Genomic DNA, 16984 nt, shown 5'->3' on the forward strand with positions numbered 1-16984 from the left:
GATAAGGGTATTTTGGTATTAATGATTGCTATCGGTCTGACGCTTGATGCGTCTGACCGCGTTACCGCAACACCACTGCACCCAATGCAGGCAAATTAATAGTCAGCTTATAAGCTTTTGTTTCTTCATTCATAAGCTCTGTTCTTATTTGAGGATTATATACATCACCGGTACCCCAGAATTCTTTACTGTTGCTGTTGAAGATTTCTTGCCATTCGCCCTTGCCATGCACATATATTTCCCAGTCGTTACGTACCTGGGTGGTCATGTTTAAAATTACAAGCACATCGTCTTCGGGATTATTGCCCATGCGTTTATAGCCAATTACGGCATAGCTGCCTTTGGTAAGATCGAGCCATTCAAAACCGCCTTGTATAAATTGTTTTTCATACAAAGCCGGTTCATTGCGATAGAGCTTATTTAATTTTTGCACACAATATTTCATGCCGCCATGGCTTACATATTGCAGCAATTCCCATTGCAGTTCACTTTTATAATTCCATTCGCTTGTTGCAGCAAACTCATTGCCCATAAACAAAAGTTTAGCCCCCGGATGTGTGAACATATACGTATATAATAAACGCAGGTTGGCAAATTTCTGCCATTCATCGCCGGGCATTTTATACAGCATCGGGCTTTTGCCATGCACTACTTCATCATGGCTTAAAGGCAGCATAAAGTTTTCATCATAGAAATACATCATGCTGAACGTAAATTTGTTTTGAATGAGGTGACGCAGGGAGGGCTCCATCTTAAAATAATCAAGCGTATCATGCATCCAGCCCATCATCCATTTCATGCCAAAGCCCAAACCATCTTCAAATGTCGGCCTGCTTATGCCCGGCCAGTCAGAAGCTTCTTCTGCAATGGTTTGTATATCGGGAAAGTCCCTGTATAAAGTTTCATTCAGGTCTTTAATAAAAGCTATTGCTTCAATATTACCGTTACCACCAAATTCGTTCGGTTCCCACTGGCCTTCCTTGCGGCTGTAATCAAGCCGCAGCATAGAACTCACGGCATCCACGCGCAGGCCATCTGCATGAAAGCGGTCGCACCAGAAACGTGCATTGCTTATTAAAAAGCTTTTTACTTCGCCACGTTTATAATTGAAGACATAAGAATTCCAGTCGGGATGATAACCTTTGCGCATATCTGCATATTCATATGTATGCGTGCCGTCAAACATAAACAGGCCATGTGCATCGTAAGGAAAATGCGAAGGCACCCAATCGAGAATAACGCCAATGCCTGCATTATGAAATGCATTCACCATAGCCGCAAAATCCTGCGGGCTTCCAAAACGTGAAGTAGGCGCATAATATCCTGTGCCCTGGTAGCCCCAGCTTCCATCGAAAGGATGTTCCATTACAGGCATGAATTCAACGTGCGTGAAACCCATTTGCTGCACATAAGGAACCAGCCGTTCCGATATTTGTTCGTAAGTATTATAGCTTTCCTCATCATTTTTATCAGGCCGCATCCAGCTTGCAAGATGCACTTCATAAACAGAGAAAGGAGAAGTAAGTGCGTTGTTTTTTTTGCGTTGCTTCATCCATGTTTCATCCGTCCATTCGTAAAAAGTACCCCACGTAATTGATGCCGTAAGCGGCCGTTTCTCCCACAGTTGTGCAAAGGGATCGCCCTTATCCAACTGTGTTCCGCCATAACCATGAATATGGTATTTATAACTTTCACCGCTCCATACATTTGGGATAAAGCCTTCCCATATACCGCTTTTATCAAGCCTTACAAATAACTTGTGCGCCTCATTATCCCAGTTATTAAAATTGCCTATAACGCTTACCTGCGTTGCATTTGGCGCCCATACAGCAAAGTAAGTTCCCTGTGTGTTTAATACTTCAAGCTGCTTATTGCCAAATAATTCATACAGCCTGTAATGGGTGCCATTTTGAAAATTGCTGATGTCTTCATCACTGAATAATGAATAATTCCATACAGATTTTGTACTGTCAACAAAATGCAGGTCTTCATATTTTTTATGCTGTACATGATGCTGCGCATCATCATTCGTATTTTCCATAGCTGTATTTTTTTAATGACAATTATTTTGTGTCATACGATCTTAAGACCTTGAACGATTGGCGGCCATTCTCCATCATAGCTTTATATTGAACTACCCGTGTGCCGCCTGTTGGTTTATCTGGGGCATCGCCGGGCATATAGACCGGAAATTTTCGCATCAGCGTTCCTGTTAACGGCGAAAACACATCATGCCCTTTATATCCTTCGCGGATTTTAGCATCAAGGTAAATATCCGGGAAGAAAACAGGGTCGAAACCTTTATCTGCATTATACGATATGGCAACCACTGAACCTATAGCATCATTATCGCCACTATAAACACAGATGGCAAGATCTGGGCGGCCATCATCATTCATATCATCCGTAAAAGCTTTCATTACTTTTCCATATACAATAAATGAAGGCTTTCTGCCACTTACCTGTAAATTAATAGGAGAAACAGTTACTTCATTTTTATCACTATTTTTGTTATTGCATTCAACGCGAAAACCCTGGTCGCCCATCTTCACAGTTGTATCAAATCTTTTTGATTGTGCCATGCATTGAACTGTTGAAAAAGCAAATAGAAATAAGCAGGTAAAGCAAAAACTTATTTTCATACGTGGATGTTTATGGAAAATGTTTGATGAAAGCATCATAGCAAATCAACTTGTATTTTTAATACTTAAATAATTAATGCGGGTAAATTACATTATTTACAGTGTTACTAAACCCCTTGGGATGAAATTATTATTAACTGATTATGTGGAGAGGGCAATATCCGGATAAAATAGCTATACCATTAATTGTTGTAAAAGAATTTGCGTTAAAAAAATTAGGAGCAAAAAAACTTATACCGTTTAAAGGTGTTATAAACCTTTGAACATATTTGAAAATGATTAACTTTTTATTTGGAACATTTGCTTCCAATTTTGAACTGAAACCCCCTTATCGCTTATGAAAAGAAATTCTATTCTCCTATTTTTTTTATTTTTTAGTATTTATGCATCCGCACAAAAAGCAACTTTAAAAGGTGCAACCATTGACACCTCAGAGAACGTTAAGCTCGTTAATACGACAATTACACTGCTGAGATCGCAGGATTCTACACTTTATAAATTTACACGCAGCAAGGAAGGCGGCACATTTGAAATAGATGATCTTGATACAGGGAAGTATGTATTGATGATTACACGCAACCGTTATGCCGATTATTTTGATGTGCTTTCTTTTGCACCCGGCGATACAAAAAACATCGGCAATGTTATGCTGACAACTGAAGCCAATCTTTTAGCTGATGTTGAAGTGCGGACAAGGATTGCAGCCATGCGCATGAAAGGCGATACACTGGAATTTACTGCCGACAGCTTTCATGTGCGGCAAGGGGCAAGCGTGGAAGACCTTTTGAAAGTATTGCCGGGCATACAGGTGGATAAAGATGGCAACATAACTGCACAGGGAGAAAAAGTACAAAAGGTATTAGTGGATGGAGAAGAATTTTTTGGAGACGACCCAACAGTAGCCACAAAAAACCTGCAGGCAGATGCACTAAAATCGGTACAGGTTTTTGATAAGAAAAGCGACCAGGCTGAATTTACAGGCATTGATGACGGTGAGAAAACAAAGACCATCAATCTTAAACTGAAAGAAGATAAAAAGAAAGGATATTTTGGGAAACTGGATGTGGGTGGCGGCACGGATAGCCGCTGGAATAATAGCGCCATGATTAACAACTTTAAAGGCAAGAAAAAAATTTCGGCTTATGGCATTATGAGCAGTACCGGTAAAACGGGGTTAAACTGGGATGAGCAGAGCAGTTATGGAAGCGGCACTAATTTGCAATACGATGATGATTTTGGCGGCTATTATATTGACGGCGGAGATGATTTTTCCGGTGGCAGTTATTATGGTGAAGGTGTTCCAAAAAGCTGGGCTGGCGGCGTAAACTTCGGCGATAAATTTAATGATGATAAACAGAATTTTAATGGCAGTTACCGCTTCAACAAACTGAATACATCGGGTGAAGGCAGCACGTATTCACAGTCTATTTTGCCCGATAGTATGTTTTATAATACCGAAAACTCCAAAACATTTAACAGCCGGAACCGGCACTCCCTTAGCAGCATTTATGAACAGCAGTTCGATAGCAGCTTTTCTTTAAAATTCACGGGCAGCGGTTATACCGGCCATTCCAGTTCATTCAGTGATTATACAAACCAGTCGCTGGACGAAAACAGTGTGCTGGTAAACCAAAGTAAAAGAACCATTAACTCCACCGGCGATAATTCAAGCTTTAATGTAAACCTCTTGTTGAAGAAAAAGTTTAAAAAGCAAGGAAGAACAATTTCATTAAACATCAGCAATGTATATAACGCTTCTAATGCTGATGGCTTCCTGCGTTCGCTGAATTCTTTTTATACCAAAGGTGTTTTGTTTTTAAACGACTCTACAGACCAGGAAAAGAGAAACGATTCCAAAGTGAATATGTTTAATTCCAAAATCGTTTATACAGAACCTTTAATAAAGAATCTTTATGCTGAAATAAATTATGCTTTCAGGTTAAGCACCAATAATGCAGAGAATTTATCGTACGACAGGGCAGCCGATGGAAAATACTCCATGCTGAACGATACTTTCAGCACCCACTACAATTTTGATGTAACAACCAATACCGGCGGTGCAGCGCTGCGATATAACGGTAAAAAATTAACGCTGGGCGCGGGAACTGATATCGCTTCCACCAATTTCAATCAAAAAGATTTATTTAAAGACACCGTGCTGAAACGTGATTACCTGAACTTCTTTCCAAAAATGAATTTTGTATATAAATTCAATTCACAATCCCGCATTTCCCTTAACTATAACGGCCGCACGCAACAGCCGGGCATAACGCAGATTTCACCGGTGGCAGATAATACCAACCCATTGATAATAAGAAAAGGAAATCCCGGTTTAAAACAGGCATTTCAACATAGGATGTATATTAATGCCAACAGGTATAAAGTGTTAAGCCAGTCGGGAATATATATGTACGGCGGCGTAACGGTAACAGAAAACGCTATAGTTACCAACCAGTTTACCGATACAAGCGGCATTACAACCTATACTTATGTAAACACAAACGGAAACTATAACGCTTATGGAGGCATTGGCTTATCAAAAAAATTTACAAAAGCCAATTTTTATTTGAATTATGGCGTGCGGTATAACTCCAGCAAATATTCAAACTTTGTGAATGGTGTAAAGAATGAAACCAATAACTACAGCCCGAGTGTGAATGTTGGTTTTAATAAGGGCAAAGAGAAGAAATATGATTTTAATTATTGGGTTGATGTTGGTTACAACATTTCCACCTCATCTATTAATAAGGCGGCCGAAACAAAATACTGGACAACAAATCATAACCTCGATCTCACCGTTTATCTGCCCGGAAAATTTGAGATCAATAATAATGTAGATGCCAGCTTCAGGCAAAAAACAGCCATTTTTACTACCAATAATAATGTTGTGTTGTGGAATGCATATCTCGGAAGAAAATTCTTTAAAAATGATAAGGGCCTGCTTAAGTTTTCCGTGTATGATCTGCTGAATCAAAATAAAGGATACCAACGCCAGTTAACTACCAATGTTATTACAGAAAGAAATTACAATACCATCAAACGTTATTTTATGCTCAGTTTTGTGTGGAATTTTTCCAAAACAGCTGCAGGCATGCCTGCAGCAGCACAATAGTTTGTATAAGTAATAATAGCAACTACTAAATTTTTAATATGAAAAAATATTTATTACTCACCTTATTACTTGCTGCTGCAATATCAATGTATGCACAGGATATATTTATTGTAAAGGGACAGATTGAATTTGAGAAAAGGGTGCATTTTATTGCCAATATTGATGACATCTATAAAAAAGACGACGATAACGGTGGCGGGTTCGATTTTATCAATTCGATAAAAAAACAACTGCCTGAATGGAAAACAAGTTATTTCAATTTATATTTTGATGGCAATAAAACATTGTACGAACCAGGCCGTGAAGTAACAATAGCAGGGCCCAAAGGCCCCGATTGGTTTAACGATCCTGCGCAGGATAACGTGGTGTATTGTAATCTTGATAGTAAGCAAAGCGTTTCCCAGAAATCTGTTTTCGATTCTAAATTTCTGCTTGCAGACAGTTTAAGAAAAGCAAAATGGAAAATAACCAACGATTCAAGAGATATTGCCGGTTTTAATTGCCGCAAGGCCACCACCATTATTAACGATTCAGTTTTTGTTGTGGCATTTTATACTGACCAGATTTTAACTACCGGCGGCCCTGAGTCTTTTAATGGTTTGCCCGGAATGATTTTAGGTCTTGCCATCCCGCGTTTACATACTACATGGTTTGCCACAAAGGTTGAAATGACAACACCTTCTGCAGGCACTTTAACGCCGCCCGTGAAAGGCAAGAAGGCCACCAATGCAGATCTTGGTGTAAAACTCCAATCAGTATTTAAAGATGCATGGAATAAAAAATATGCGCAGCACGCACAATGGATGATTGAACTCTGATAAAATTGTGATGGTTTTGTAATCTTTGCAAATGACCTTAGCTATGTAAAGATTACATTGTTACTTTGCCAAAAATTATTGCATGCGTATAGGCATAGTTTGTTATCCCACTTATGGCGGAAGCGGCGTTTTGGCTACGGAGCTTGGTAAAGCATTGGCAGATAAAGGGCATCATGTTCATTTTATTACTTATCAACAGCCTGTACGCCTTGATGCTTTCAGCGCCAATATTTTTTATCATGAGGTAAGCGTGCCTTCCTATCCTTTATTTGATTATCCCCCTTATGAACTAGCCCTGGCCAGTACCATGGTTGATGTTATTCTAAAACATAATCTTCATTTGCTGCATGTGCATTATGCTATTCCACATGCCTCCGCAGCCTATATGGCCAAGCAAATCTTACTGAAGAGAGGAAGAAACATTCCTGTTATTACAACTTTACATGGTACGGATATAACATTGGTTGGACGTGATAAAACATATGAGCCTGTTGTAACTTTTTCTATTAATGAAAGCGATGCTATTACTGCCGTATCACAGAATTTAAAAGAAGAAACCTACCGTTCTTTCGCTATTGAAAAAGATATACAGGTTATTGAAAATTTTGTTGATAATTCCCGTTATAAAAAACCCATTGACGCTTTCAGGAAAGTAATTGCACCGCATAAAGAAAAAATATTGATTCATGCTTCCAATTTTCGCAAAGTGAAGCGCGTAGAAGATGTAATACAGGTGTTTGCCAATGTGCATGAAAGATTACCTTCAAAATTATTACTGGTTGGAGATGGCCCCGAGCGCCGCAGTACAGAAGAACTTGTGCGCAAATTAGGTGTACAGGATGACGTGCGGTTTCTTGGTAAGCAGGAGCAGATTGAAGAAATCTTGCTTATTTCCGATTTGTTTTTATTGCCCAGTGAATATGAAAGTTTTGGCCTGGCGGCTATGGAAGCCATGGCAGCAAGCGTGCCTGTAATCAGCTCAAATGCCGGCGGATTGCCGGAAATAAATATCAACGGAGAAACAGGTTTTCTTGCAAATGTTGGCGATGTGCAAACCATGAGTGAAGAGGCTATACGTTTATTAAGTGATGACACCTTACTGAAGCAGTTTAAGGTAAAGGCAAAAGCACAGGCTATGAAGTTTGATCTGCACAATATTGTTCCCCAATACGAAAAACTATATAGCCGTTTTTGCAGGATGACCTGCGAAGCATAAATGAATAGAAGATTGAACCCCGCCTGCATACTTTACAAATTTGTATTTTGCAATGGAAGTTAAAGAATCTGCAACTACCCATAATGAGGTGCAATCAATGAACAAATACTTGTTCGAAGTATATATACACTGATGTGAAATTTGAAAACCGGTGAAGGTTCACATCTTGTTTCGTCATGTTATTGTCATGTTTGTTAGCAATGGCTTAAATCAGTCTTTCCTCCAATCATTTTTTTGAACTTTGCGTGCTTTATGGCTGAAGAAACAATCAACAAAACAGCAACAAAAGAATTTCGCCAGCAATGGATTGAATTTATTTATAACCTCCAGGATGATATATGCACAGCGCTTGAATCTGTTGACGGCAAATCAACATTTACAGAAGATGCATGGCAGCGTGCAGATGGTAAAGGCGGCGGCGGGTTAACGAAGGTTATTCAAAACGGCAAAGTATTTGAAAAAGGTGGCGTAAATACTTCTGTTGTTTACGGGCATTTAACGGAACGCATGTGCAAGGTATTGCAGATACCTTTTTTAGGCAGCGATGCCACCTGGTTTGCAGCCGGCATAAGTTCTGTTATACATCCTTTCAATCCTTTTGTGCCAACGGTGCATTTTAATTACCGCATGTTTGAATTATATAATGCTGACGGGTCATTGGCAGATCGCTGGTTTGGCGGCGGCACCGATCTTACACCATATTATTTGTTTGAAGAAGATGCAAATCTGTTTCATCAAACATTCAAAAATACCTGTGATGCTTTTGATGAAAGTTTCTATCCTCTTTTTAAACAACAATGCGATGATTATTTTGTGAACACGCATCGCAATAATGAGCGCAGGGGCATTGGCGGTATTTTCTATGACCATCAAAGATGTGATGAAAAACATAATGCCAATTTTTGGTTTGATTTTGCCAAAGCCTGTGGTTATGCATTCATGGATACGTATATTCCTATAGCAGAACAAAGAAAAAATACCGCATTTAATGATAAACATAAACATTGGCAGGAGATAAGAAGGGGCCGTTATGTAGAATTTAATTTAATTCATGACCGCGGAACTATTTTTGGCTTAAAAACACATGGGCGCACGGAAAGTATTTTAATGAGTTTGCCAGCCACGGTGAGGTTTGAATATAATTATCAGCCCGAACCAGGATCAGAAGAAGATAAGCTGTGGCAGGTTTGTTTGCAACCTCGTGTATGGGTTTAATACTGCGGTAAAATTGAAGAAGAACAAACCAGGATCTTAAAAATTATACATCAGATATTTTATGTTTTTACAAAGAAGAAACAGGATTTTAAGAGCAAACGCTTCTATCAGAAGTTTGGTTGCAGAAACAGTTTTAACGCCCAATGATTTTATTGTGCCTTTGTTTATAGATGAAGGTGAAAATGTGAGAACTGAGATTGCATCAATGCCCAACTATTACAGAATGAGCATTGATAACACTATTAAAGAAGTTAAGGAATTATACAGTCTTGGTATAAAAAGCGTATTGCTATTCATTAAATGCCAAGATGACTTAAAGGATAACACGGGCAAAGAAGCGTGGAATAAAGATGGCTTAATGCAACGCAGCATTAAAGCTATTAAAAATGCCGTGCCTGAAATGTATGTAATGACGGATGTAGCGCTTGATCCTTACTCTGAATATGGCCATGATGGCATTGTAAAAGATGGAGAAATTGTGAATGATGAAACGGTTGAAGCTCTGGTAAAGATGAGCGTTTCTCATGCGGAAGCGGGGGTGGATATGGTGGCCCCAAGCGATATGATGGACGGCCGCATTGCAGCCATACGCGAAGCATTGGAAGAAAATAATTTTACTAACGTTGGCATCATGGCTTACAGTGCAAAATATGCCTCCTGTTTTTACGGGCCTTTTCGTGATGCACTGGATTCAGCGCCAGGCTTCGGTGATAAGAAAACTTACCAGATGAATTACGCCAATCGCATTGAAGCGGTTAAAGAGGCTTTGATGGATGAGGAAGAAGGCGCTGACATCGTAATGGTAAAACCGGGCTTACCTTATCTTGATATTGTGCGTGAAGTAAAGAATGCCGTGCATGTTCCGGTGAGTGTTTATAACATCAGCGGTGAATATGCCATGATTAAAGCCGCTGCAAAAATGGGCTGGATTGATGAGAACAAAGCAATACTGGAAACACTCACTTCCATTAAGCGTGCCGGAGCCGATTTAATCGCCACCTACTTTGCAAAGGACGCAGCGAGGATTTTACAGGGCTGATCTGAATAAATGAATAAATCAATATGAAGATTACTAAGAGTGAAGAATTATTTTACCGTGCGCAACGTTCTATTCCCGGCGGTGTAAACTCGCCGGTACGCGCTTTTAAAAGCGTGGGCGGAACACCTTTGTTTATAAAGAAAGCAAAGGGCGCTTATTTATATGATGCAGATGATAACCGGTATATAGATTATATTAATTCCTGGGGCCCCATGATTATGGGCCATGCATTTGAGCCGGTAGTAGAAGCCATACAAAAAAAAGCTGCAGATTCCACTTCATTTGGCGCACCTACCGAACTGGAAATTGAAATGGCAGAACTTATAAAAAGCATGGCGCCGAATGTTGACCTGATAAGAATGGTAAGCAGCGGCACAGAAGCCTGCATGAGCGCTATCAGGTTGGCGCGTGGTTATACCGGCAGGAATAAAATAATAAAGTTTGAAGGCTGTTATCATGGCCATGCAGATAGCTTTTTAGTGAAAGCAGGCAGCGGCGTTGCTACTTTCAATATACAAACAGTACCGGGTGTAACAGCGGGTGTTGCAGCAGATACTTTAACCGCGCCGTATAACGATATAAATGCAGTTGAACAACTCATAGCTGAATATAAAAATCAGATTGCTGCAATTATCATTGAACCTGTTGCCGGCAATATGGGCTGTATTTTACCTGCTGAAAATTTTTTAGAGCAATTGCGAACACTATGCACGAAGGAAGATATAATTTTCATTTTTGATGAGGTGATGACAGGCTTTCGCCTTGCTCCGGGCGGCGCACAGGAAAGATTAAACATTGATGCAGATTTGGTTACCTATGGAAAAGTAATTGGCGCCGGCATGCCCGTTGGGGCTTTTGGCGGCAAGCTTGATATAATGAAACAAATAGCGCCGCTCGGCAATGTGTACCAGGCTGGCACATTAAGCGGCAACCCTATTGCCATGGTTGCAGGGTTTACCATGCTTAGTTATCTAAAGAGTAATCCTTCCGTATACCAGGATCTTGATGAGAAAGGCGATTATTTAAGAAAAGGATTATTTAATGTGTTTGATAAAGCAAATATCCCTGTAGCCATTAACCATATTGGTTCAATGTTATCCGTGCATTTTACCAATAAACCAATAAATAATTTTGCCGGCGCATCATCGGCAAATATTGCCTTGTTCAATAAATTCTTTCATGCCATGTTAGATGAAAGCATTTACCTGCCGCCATCAGCATTTGAAAGCTGGTTTATGAGCAATGCCTTGACTTATGCTGATTTGGATGATACAATCATAGCAACAGAAAATGCAGTTAAAAGTATTAGCGGCGTTTAGAAACTATTTCAGTTATTTGGCGGAGATTGATTATGAATAGTGATCAGACGCTTCGGGAAACTACTTAATTAATTTTTACAACTGAAAGCGCCAGACCGGTAACTGTAATGCCACTCAAACAATTTGTTCAACCCCCTTACATGTTTTCATCTCTTTCAACTGATATAATTTTATGCCGGCTTTTTACCGGCATAACTGTTTTATACCCGTAATTGTTATAAGTAAAAAACGTTGGCAATTATTGTTTTTCCCAAGATTTAAAGTGTTTGCATCTTTCCATAGATTATACAGCCGTAAAAGCTAATACAGCCTTTGATTCCTGTGAAGGTGAAAATAAGCTGCTTATGTATCCAACAAATTTATTCAGCTTAAATTAAGCTTCGCTATGTTTCAACATGCGGGCTTTTTTGTTTACGCTTAATTTGCAAAGTCTGAAGTATGTATTAATTTCCTGCACATGAAAAAGATATTATTAAGCGTATTTATCATTATTACCTGCCAAACCTTTGCACAGCAACAGTATGAAACACTTAAGGCCATTCACTATTACGATGATGCCATCAACAAAAAAGATACCTATATAGATTCGCAGTGTGTGCTGGATTTATATTACCCGAAAGGTGTAAAAAATTTTGCAACCATTATATGGTTTCATGGCGGTGGTTTGTCAGCCGGCCACCGCGAAATACCGCAACAGCTTATGGATAAAGGTTATGCGGTTGTAGGCGTTGGTTACCGCTTTTCACCACGTGTAAAAGCGCCTGCTTATATTGAAGACGCGGCGGCGGCAACAGCCTGGGCTTTTAAACATATACAGGAATATGGCGGTAGCAATAAACTTATATTGCTTTCCGGTCATTCTGCAGGCGCTTATCTTGATATGATGATAACGCTTGATAAACATTATCTCAAAAAATATAATATTGATGCCAATACTATTGCAGGGTTAATTCCTTTGAGCGGCCAGTGTATTACACACTTTACGGTGCGGCAGGAGCGGGGCATGGAAGCAACAAAAGTTGTGGTAGATTCATTGGCACCTTTATATTTTGTGCGAAAGGATGCGCCGCCCATGCTGTTAATTACCGGCGACAGGGAGCTTGAACTTTATGGCCGCTACGAAGAAAATGCTTACATGAAAAGGATGATGATGCTTACCGGTAATACAACCACCACTTTATATGAATTGCAGGGTTATGATCATGGCGGCATGCCTGCAGGAGCATTTCCGTTATTACTTAAAGAAGCAGACAGGCGCGTAAAGGAAATTAATGCGGGCCATAAATAAAATCAATATAACAGTATAATATGAAACCATACGGAGCTGTAGTCTTGGTTTTCCTGATGTGTGTATTGTTTTTAAATCAAACACATGCACAAACAGAAGTGGAAGCATGGGGCAACTTAAAAGGCGTACGCATACAGGGGCAATTAATAAATTTTGAATCGGCCATTGCGGTAATTAACAGCGATTGGTCAAAAGTAAATGCAACGGCAAAAGAGCGGCAACATCCAAAATTTGACAGGCAGGGCAATAAGCAGATCATCACCACACTGCTCGATAGCTTTTATATTGTTGAACAGTTGGAAGATATTAGCGAAGGCATTTGTAAAGCAACGGTTCAGTTCACATCAAAAAAAGATACAATGCTGGCTGGTTTGTACTTTGATTTGAAACTGCCGTGGGCAGATTATAATAAAGGAATTTTGCAGACCGTAAAATCAATATCAAATGCATCTCCAAAGTATGTGTTGAATGAACAAAAAGAAGACATAGCAATTGCCGCAACAGCTATAAAGGTAAGCACACCTCAAAAGCAGCTTCAGCTAAAATTCAATCAATCAACAACTATAATTATCAAACAGCGGAAGGATAATTTCATTCATGTTTATATCCCGGTTAAAACAGGCAATTTTACGAATGGGCAAACAGGTGAAATTGTATTTACTATAGAAGCATCCGGCACAATTGATAAAGCACCTGTAACCGTTACCATCGATCCATCAAAACAAGGCCGCACATTCGCCGGTTTTGGTGGTAATTTCCGTTTACAAAATCCAAAGAACGATCCGCAGGTAATTGATTATTGCTTGAACAATATGCGTGTTGCCTGGGGCCGCGTTGAAATGGCCTGGCGTTTTGTGGCAGCCTGATGAAGACAGCAACCCTGTTGATTCAGCTAAAGCAGGCAAACTTAATCCGCATGTAAAGGAAAGTATGGAAATGGCGCAGCGGTTAAGCAAACTGGATATTCCTGTTATATTGTCTGCATGGTTTCCGCCGCAATGGGCTGTAACCGGAAAACTGCAGTTAAGAAAACAACCGGATGAAGAATGGGGTAACCCGCTTGATCAAAATAAGGCACAGGAGATTTATAAGTCAATTGCAGACTACATACAATATCTAAAAGATGCTTATGGTGTTGAAGTAAAATTATTCTCTTTTAATGAATCGGACCTGGGCATTAATGTGCGGCAAACAGGAGAAGAACATGCTAAACTTATTAAAGAATTAGGCGCTTATTTTCAATCGCGTGGTTTGCAAACAAAGATGTTATTGGGCGATAATTCTGATGCTACTACTTATTCATTTATTTACCCCGCAATGAATGATGCTGCAACGCACCGGTATATTGGTGCCATATCTTTTCATTCATGGCGCGGATGGAGCGATACAATTTTGCAAAAATGGGCAGATGTTGCCACCAAAATGAACCTGCCTTTATTCGTAGGTGAAGGCAGTATAGACGCGGCCGCCTGGGCCTATCCGAAAATATTTGAAGAACAAACCTATGCGCTGGAAGAAATTAATTTATACGTGCGGTTGCTGAACATTTGCCAGCCGCTGAGCATTCTGCAATGGCAACTTACTTCAGATTATTCGCCATTAAAGGGCGGCGGCATTTTTGGTAACAATGATGCGCTGCAGCCCACGCAACGATTCTGGAATTTAAAACAGCTTGCGTCCGTTCCGTCAAACATAGCCGCTACCCCGGCTACATCAAACAAAAAAGATATAACCTGTGCGGCGCAGGGAGATGCAGGCAAAAACATATATATTGTTCATCTGGTAAATAATAATGCAGCAAGAATGGTTACTATAAAAGGATTGCCGGCCTCTGTTAAAAAATTATCCGTTTACATTACAAGTAAAACAAAGAATATGGAGGAAGAAAAACCTGTCGCGGTTGTAAATGGTCAGGCAACATTCCTGCTGGATGCCGTTAGTTATGCTGTTGTAAAAACAAATTGAATCATTCAGTAAGTAAGCCACCAAAAAATTTGGAAAAAGATTCAATTCCTATTATCCTATTAATGCGGAACCAAGCATTGCAAATACCATTGCAAGCGCATAAAAGCATAATATTATAATTAAAAGAATTCCCCAGAATTTTAAGCAGGATTTTAGGCTTTTAAACGAATCATTAAGGCTTATCTGGTCGTTATTTTTTACTGCTATTTGCATTTTAGAAGCAAAATTGAAAAGATAATAACTTGGAAAAAAATAAAGCAGCGCACACAGCACAAACCACACTGTAAAAAAAGCTGTGCCCACACTTCCCATCGCATTTAATTCGCTGTCGGCCCTGGCAAGCGATGCAAAAAAAGAACCCGAAAACACGCCTGTAAGTACAAGCAATCCGCAAATAATGAACCCTATAATTGAAAGAAACTTTGCCCATTTTGCCGCTTCCATCAAATAAGGTGTATTGCCATTATCAACCTGCAATAAAAAATTATTGTGTATAATATTTTCGTCCATAAAAGTTTGCTTTAACTAAACGTTCAGAAATTAAAAGTACATAAACATTCATAACATTATGCTTCTGCTTCTGTATTACTATTGTTTAAAGGCATTTCTATAATAAAGGCTGAGCCTTTGCCGGGCTGCCCCGCTGCAGTTATAGTGCCATTATGGTTCTCCACTATTTTTTTACATATAGCAAGCCCGATACCCGTGCCTGAATATTCGCTTTTGCCATGCAGGCGATGAAATAATTTAAAAATATCGGCGGCATAATGCTGTTCAAAACCAATTCCATTGTCCCGAACGGTAATGCGTATAAATTCCTTTTTGTCTTCATTAATAAAATTTGTTGTTTCAATTTTTATCTCGGGATTTACGTTGGTGCGACTATATTTTACAGCATTTTCAATAAGATTGGAAAATAGCTGATGAAACTGCAGGCGGTGCACTTTAAGCGTGGGTAATTGGTTGTATATAATAACCGCTTGTTTTTCGCCGATAGTTTCTGAAAGGTCTTTTTTTACATCCTGTATAAGTAGGTTTAAGTCTGTTGGTTCAAGCACTATTTGCGCAGTGCCGGCCCTTGAATAATTCAGCAGCGAGTCAATGAGTGTTTGCATCCTGTTTACCGATAAAATTATCCTGTCAAAATAATTAGTCGCTTCGGGGGAAAAGTTTTCTTTTTCCCTGCTTAAAATAATATTGCTGAACGTACGTATTTTCCTTAATGGTTCCTGTAAATCGTGGCTTGCCATATAGGCAAACGAATCAAGTTCTTTGTTTATGCGCTGCAGCTCCTCATTATGCTTTTCAATTTTCTCGGCATATTCTTTCAAGGTATCTTCTGTAAATTTCCTTTCGGTAAGGTTGCGCGTAACTTTTGTAAAGCCAAGAACATTACCGTCATCATCGTGCAAGGCAGTTATCACTATATACCCCCAAAAAGCCGATCCGTCTTTTCGCAGCCGCCAGCCCTCATGCTGGGCCTTTCCGTTTAGTGTAGCTTCTTTCAGCAGCAATTCAGGCAGGTTTTTATCCCTGTCTTCCTGCCGGTAAAACAGCCGGAAATTTTTTCCAATGATTTCCTGTGCAGTATAGCCTTTTATTTTTTCTGCCCCTTTATTCCAGTTTTGAATAAAACCTTCTTTGTCAAGCAGAATAATGGCGTAATCTTCTATCTCGTTTACCATAAACTGGTATTGCCATTCTGTAAGCTTTATTATTTTGTTCGCTTTTTCAAGCTGTAGATGAAGTGTATGATTATCCGGTCTGTTGGGTGAAGGTTTTATTAATTCGAAAAAGGTTTTGATGAACTTTGTTTCAACTTCAGTGATAAACAGGTCTGCTTCGGTTAAAATGTTCCCGATTAACACTGCGTCTTTTGTGTAACCACCGATAAATTGCCGGAATGCATTTCGCTGTATAAAGCTTAACAGGCTAATGTCTTCTATCGAAATTTGTTTTGAAATAAGAAAAGATGAATCCTGTCTCAGCCATTCTTTTATATACAATTGTATATAGTGGCTCACTGTATTTTCAATACAGGCATTCAATAATTCATGCGTATTCCTGAATAAAATTGAGACCAGTTCTTCTTCACTTATATCCAGGTGGTTTAACAGTGGCAGCTTTGTTTTCCTGGCAACGTCCATCTGTACCCTTGTAAAAGCTTCCGCCTGATTCTCCAAAAGATATTTAGCATATTGGGGAAGATATTCGAAGCCTGGATTTGTATCGCGCGTAAATAATTTATCTATGTCCGCTGACGTTTTTTCTGAAGCCATATTTATATATTCCTGTAAGAGGAATATGCAATTTACATATTTGGATTAAAGAAAGGAATTATCATGTAGTTATAGCTAATTGAAACACCTC

General features: G+C 39.4%; 13 protein-coding genes. 9 read left to right on the top strand and 4 right to left on the bottom strand.

Annotated elements, in window-relative coordinates; genetic code table 11:
- Positions 1 to 61: 61 nt before the first annotated feature.
- Complete coding sequence (glgB, locus tag ACTHN6_RS01945) at positions 62 to 2041, bottom strand: 1,4-alpha-glucan branching protein GlgB (protein ID WP_440434026.1); 1980 nt, start codon at positions 2039 to 2041, stop codon at positions 62 to 64.
- A 22-nt stretch (positions 2042 to 2063) separates the two neighbouring features.
- Positions 2064 to 2582 carry a hypothetical protein gene (locus tag ACTHN6_RS01950; protein ID WP_440434027.1) on the bottom strand — a complete coding sequence of 173 codons (519 nt, stop codon included), beginning with the start codon at positions 2580 to 2582 and terminating at the stop codon, positions 2064 to 2066.
- Between the two features lie 397 nt (positions 2583 to 2979).
- Between ACTHN6_RS01950 and ACTHN6_RS01955 the strand changes: the two genes are divergently transcribed.
- The 9 genes from ACTHN6_RS01955 (at position 2980) to ACTHN6_RS01995 (ending at position 14614) form a co-directional block, all read left to right on the top strand.
- Entirely contained in the window at positions 2980 to 5754 is a 2775-nt protein-coding gene (locus tag ACTHN6_RS01955; protein WP_440434028.1) for an outer membrane beta-barrel protein, read from the top strand.
- A gap of 38 nt (positions 5755 to 5792) precedes the next feature.
- Positions 5793 to 6572, top strand: coding sequence for a GLPGLI family protein (locus tag ACTHN6_RS01960; protein ID WP_440434029.1), 780 nt, complete (start codon positions 5793 to 5795; stop codon positions 6570 to 6572).
- A gap of 82 nt (positions 6573 to 6654) precedes the next feature.
- Positions 6655 to 7788: an N-acetyl-alpha-D-glucosaminyl L-malate synthase BshA gene (bshA, locus tag ACTHN6_RS01965; RefSeq protein ID WP_440434030.1), complete on the top strand. Its 1134-nt coding sequence runs from the start codon at positions 6655 to 6657 to the stop codon at positions 7786 to 7788.
- Between the two features lie 252 nt (positions 7789 to 8040).
- A complete protein-coding gene (hemF, locus tag ACTHN6_RS01970; RefSeq protein ID WP_440434031.1) occupies positions 8041 to 9003 on the top strand; it encodes an oxygen-dependent coproporphyrinogen oxidase in 963 nt (320 codons plus the stop codon).
- A 61-nt stretch (positions 9004 to 9064) separates the two neighbouring features.
- Positions 9065 to 10042 carry a porphobilinogen synthase gene (gene hemB, locus ACTHN6_RS01975; RefSeq protein ID WP_440434032.1) on the top strand — a complete coding sequence of 326 codons (978 nt, stop codon included), beginning with the start codon at positions 9065 to 9067 and terminating at the stop codon, positions 10040 to 10042.
- Between the two features lie 23 nt (positions 10043 to 10065).
- Positions 10066 to 11361 (top strand): glutamate-1-semialdehyde 2,1-aminomutase, encoded by a 1296-nt coding sequence (gene hemL / locus ACTHN6_RS01980; protein WP_440434033.1) that lies wholly within the window; start codon positions 10066 to 10068, stop codon positions 11359 to 11361.
- 457 nt (positions 11362 to 11818) lie between these two features.
- Positions 11819 to 12649 (top strand): alpha/beta hydrolase, encoded by an 831-nt coding sequence (locus tag ACTHN6_RS01985; RefSeq protein WP_440434034.1) that lies wholly within the window; start codon positions 11819 to 11821, stop codon positions 12647 to 12649.
- A 20-nt stretch (positions 12650 to 12669) separates the two neighbouring features.
- Positions 12670 to 13515, top strand: a complete 846-nt coding sequence (locus tag ACTHN6_RS01990) for a hypothetical protein (RefSeq protein ID WP_440434035.1) — start codon at positions 12670 to 12672, stop codon at positions 13513 to 13515.
- A complete protein-coding gene (locus tag ACTHN6_RS01995) occupies positions 13466 to 14614 on the top strand; it encodes a hypothetical protein (protein ID WP_440434036.1) in 1149 nt (382 codons plus the stop codon). Before ACTHN6_RS01990 ends, ACTHN6_RS01995 begins: the two co-directional genes overlap by 50 nt.
- Before the next feature lie 51 nt (positions 14615 to 14665).
- On the opposite strand, the gene ACTHN6_RS02000 is transcribed toward ACTHN6_RS01995, so the two are convergent.
- Complete coding sequence (locus ACTHN6_RS02000) at positions 14666 to 15124, bottom strand: DUF5362 family protein (protein WP_440434037.1); 459 nt, start codon at positions 15122 to 15124, stop codon at positions 14666 to 14668.
- A 56-nt stretch (positions 15125 to 15180) separates the two neighbouring features.
- Positions 15181 to 16893: a sensor histidine kinase gene (locus ACTHN6_RS02005; RefSeq protein ID WP_440434038.1), complete on the bottom strand. Its 1713-nt coding sequence runs from the start codon at positions 16891 to 16893 to the stop codon at positions 15181 to 15183.
- Between the last annotated feature and the right edge of the window lie 91 nt (positions 16894 to 16984).

The sequence above is a fragment of the Parafilimonas sp. genome, from assembly GCF_051953455.1.
GTDB lineage: Bacteria > Bacteroidota > Bacteroidia > Chitinophagales > Chitinophagaceae > Parafilimonas.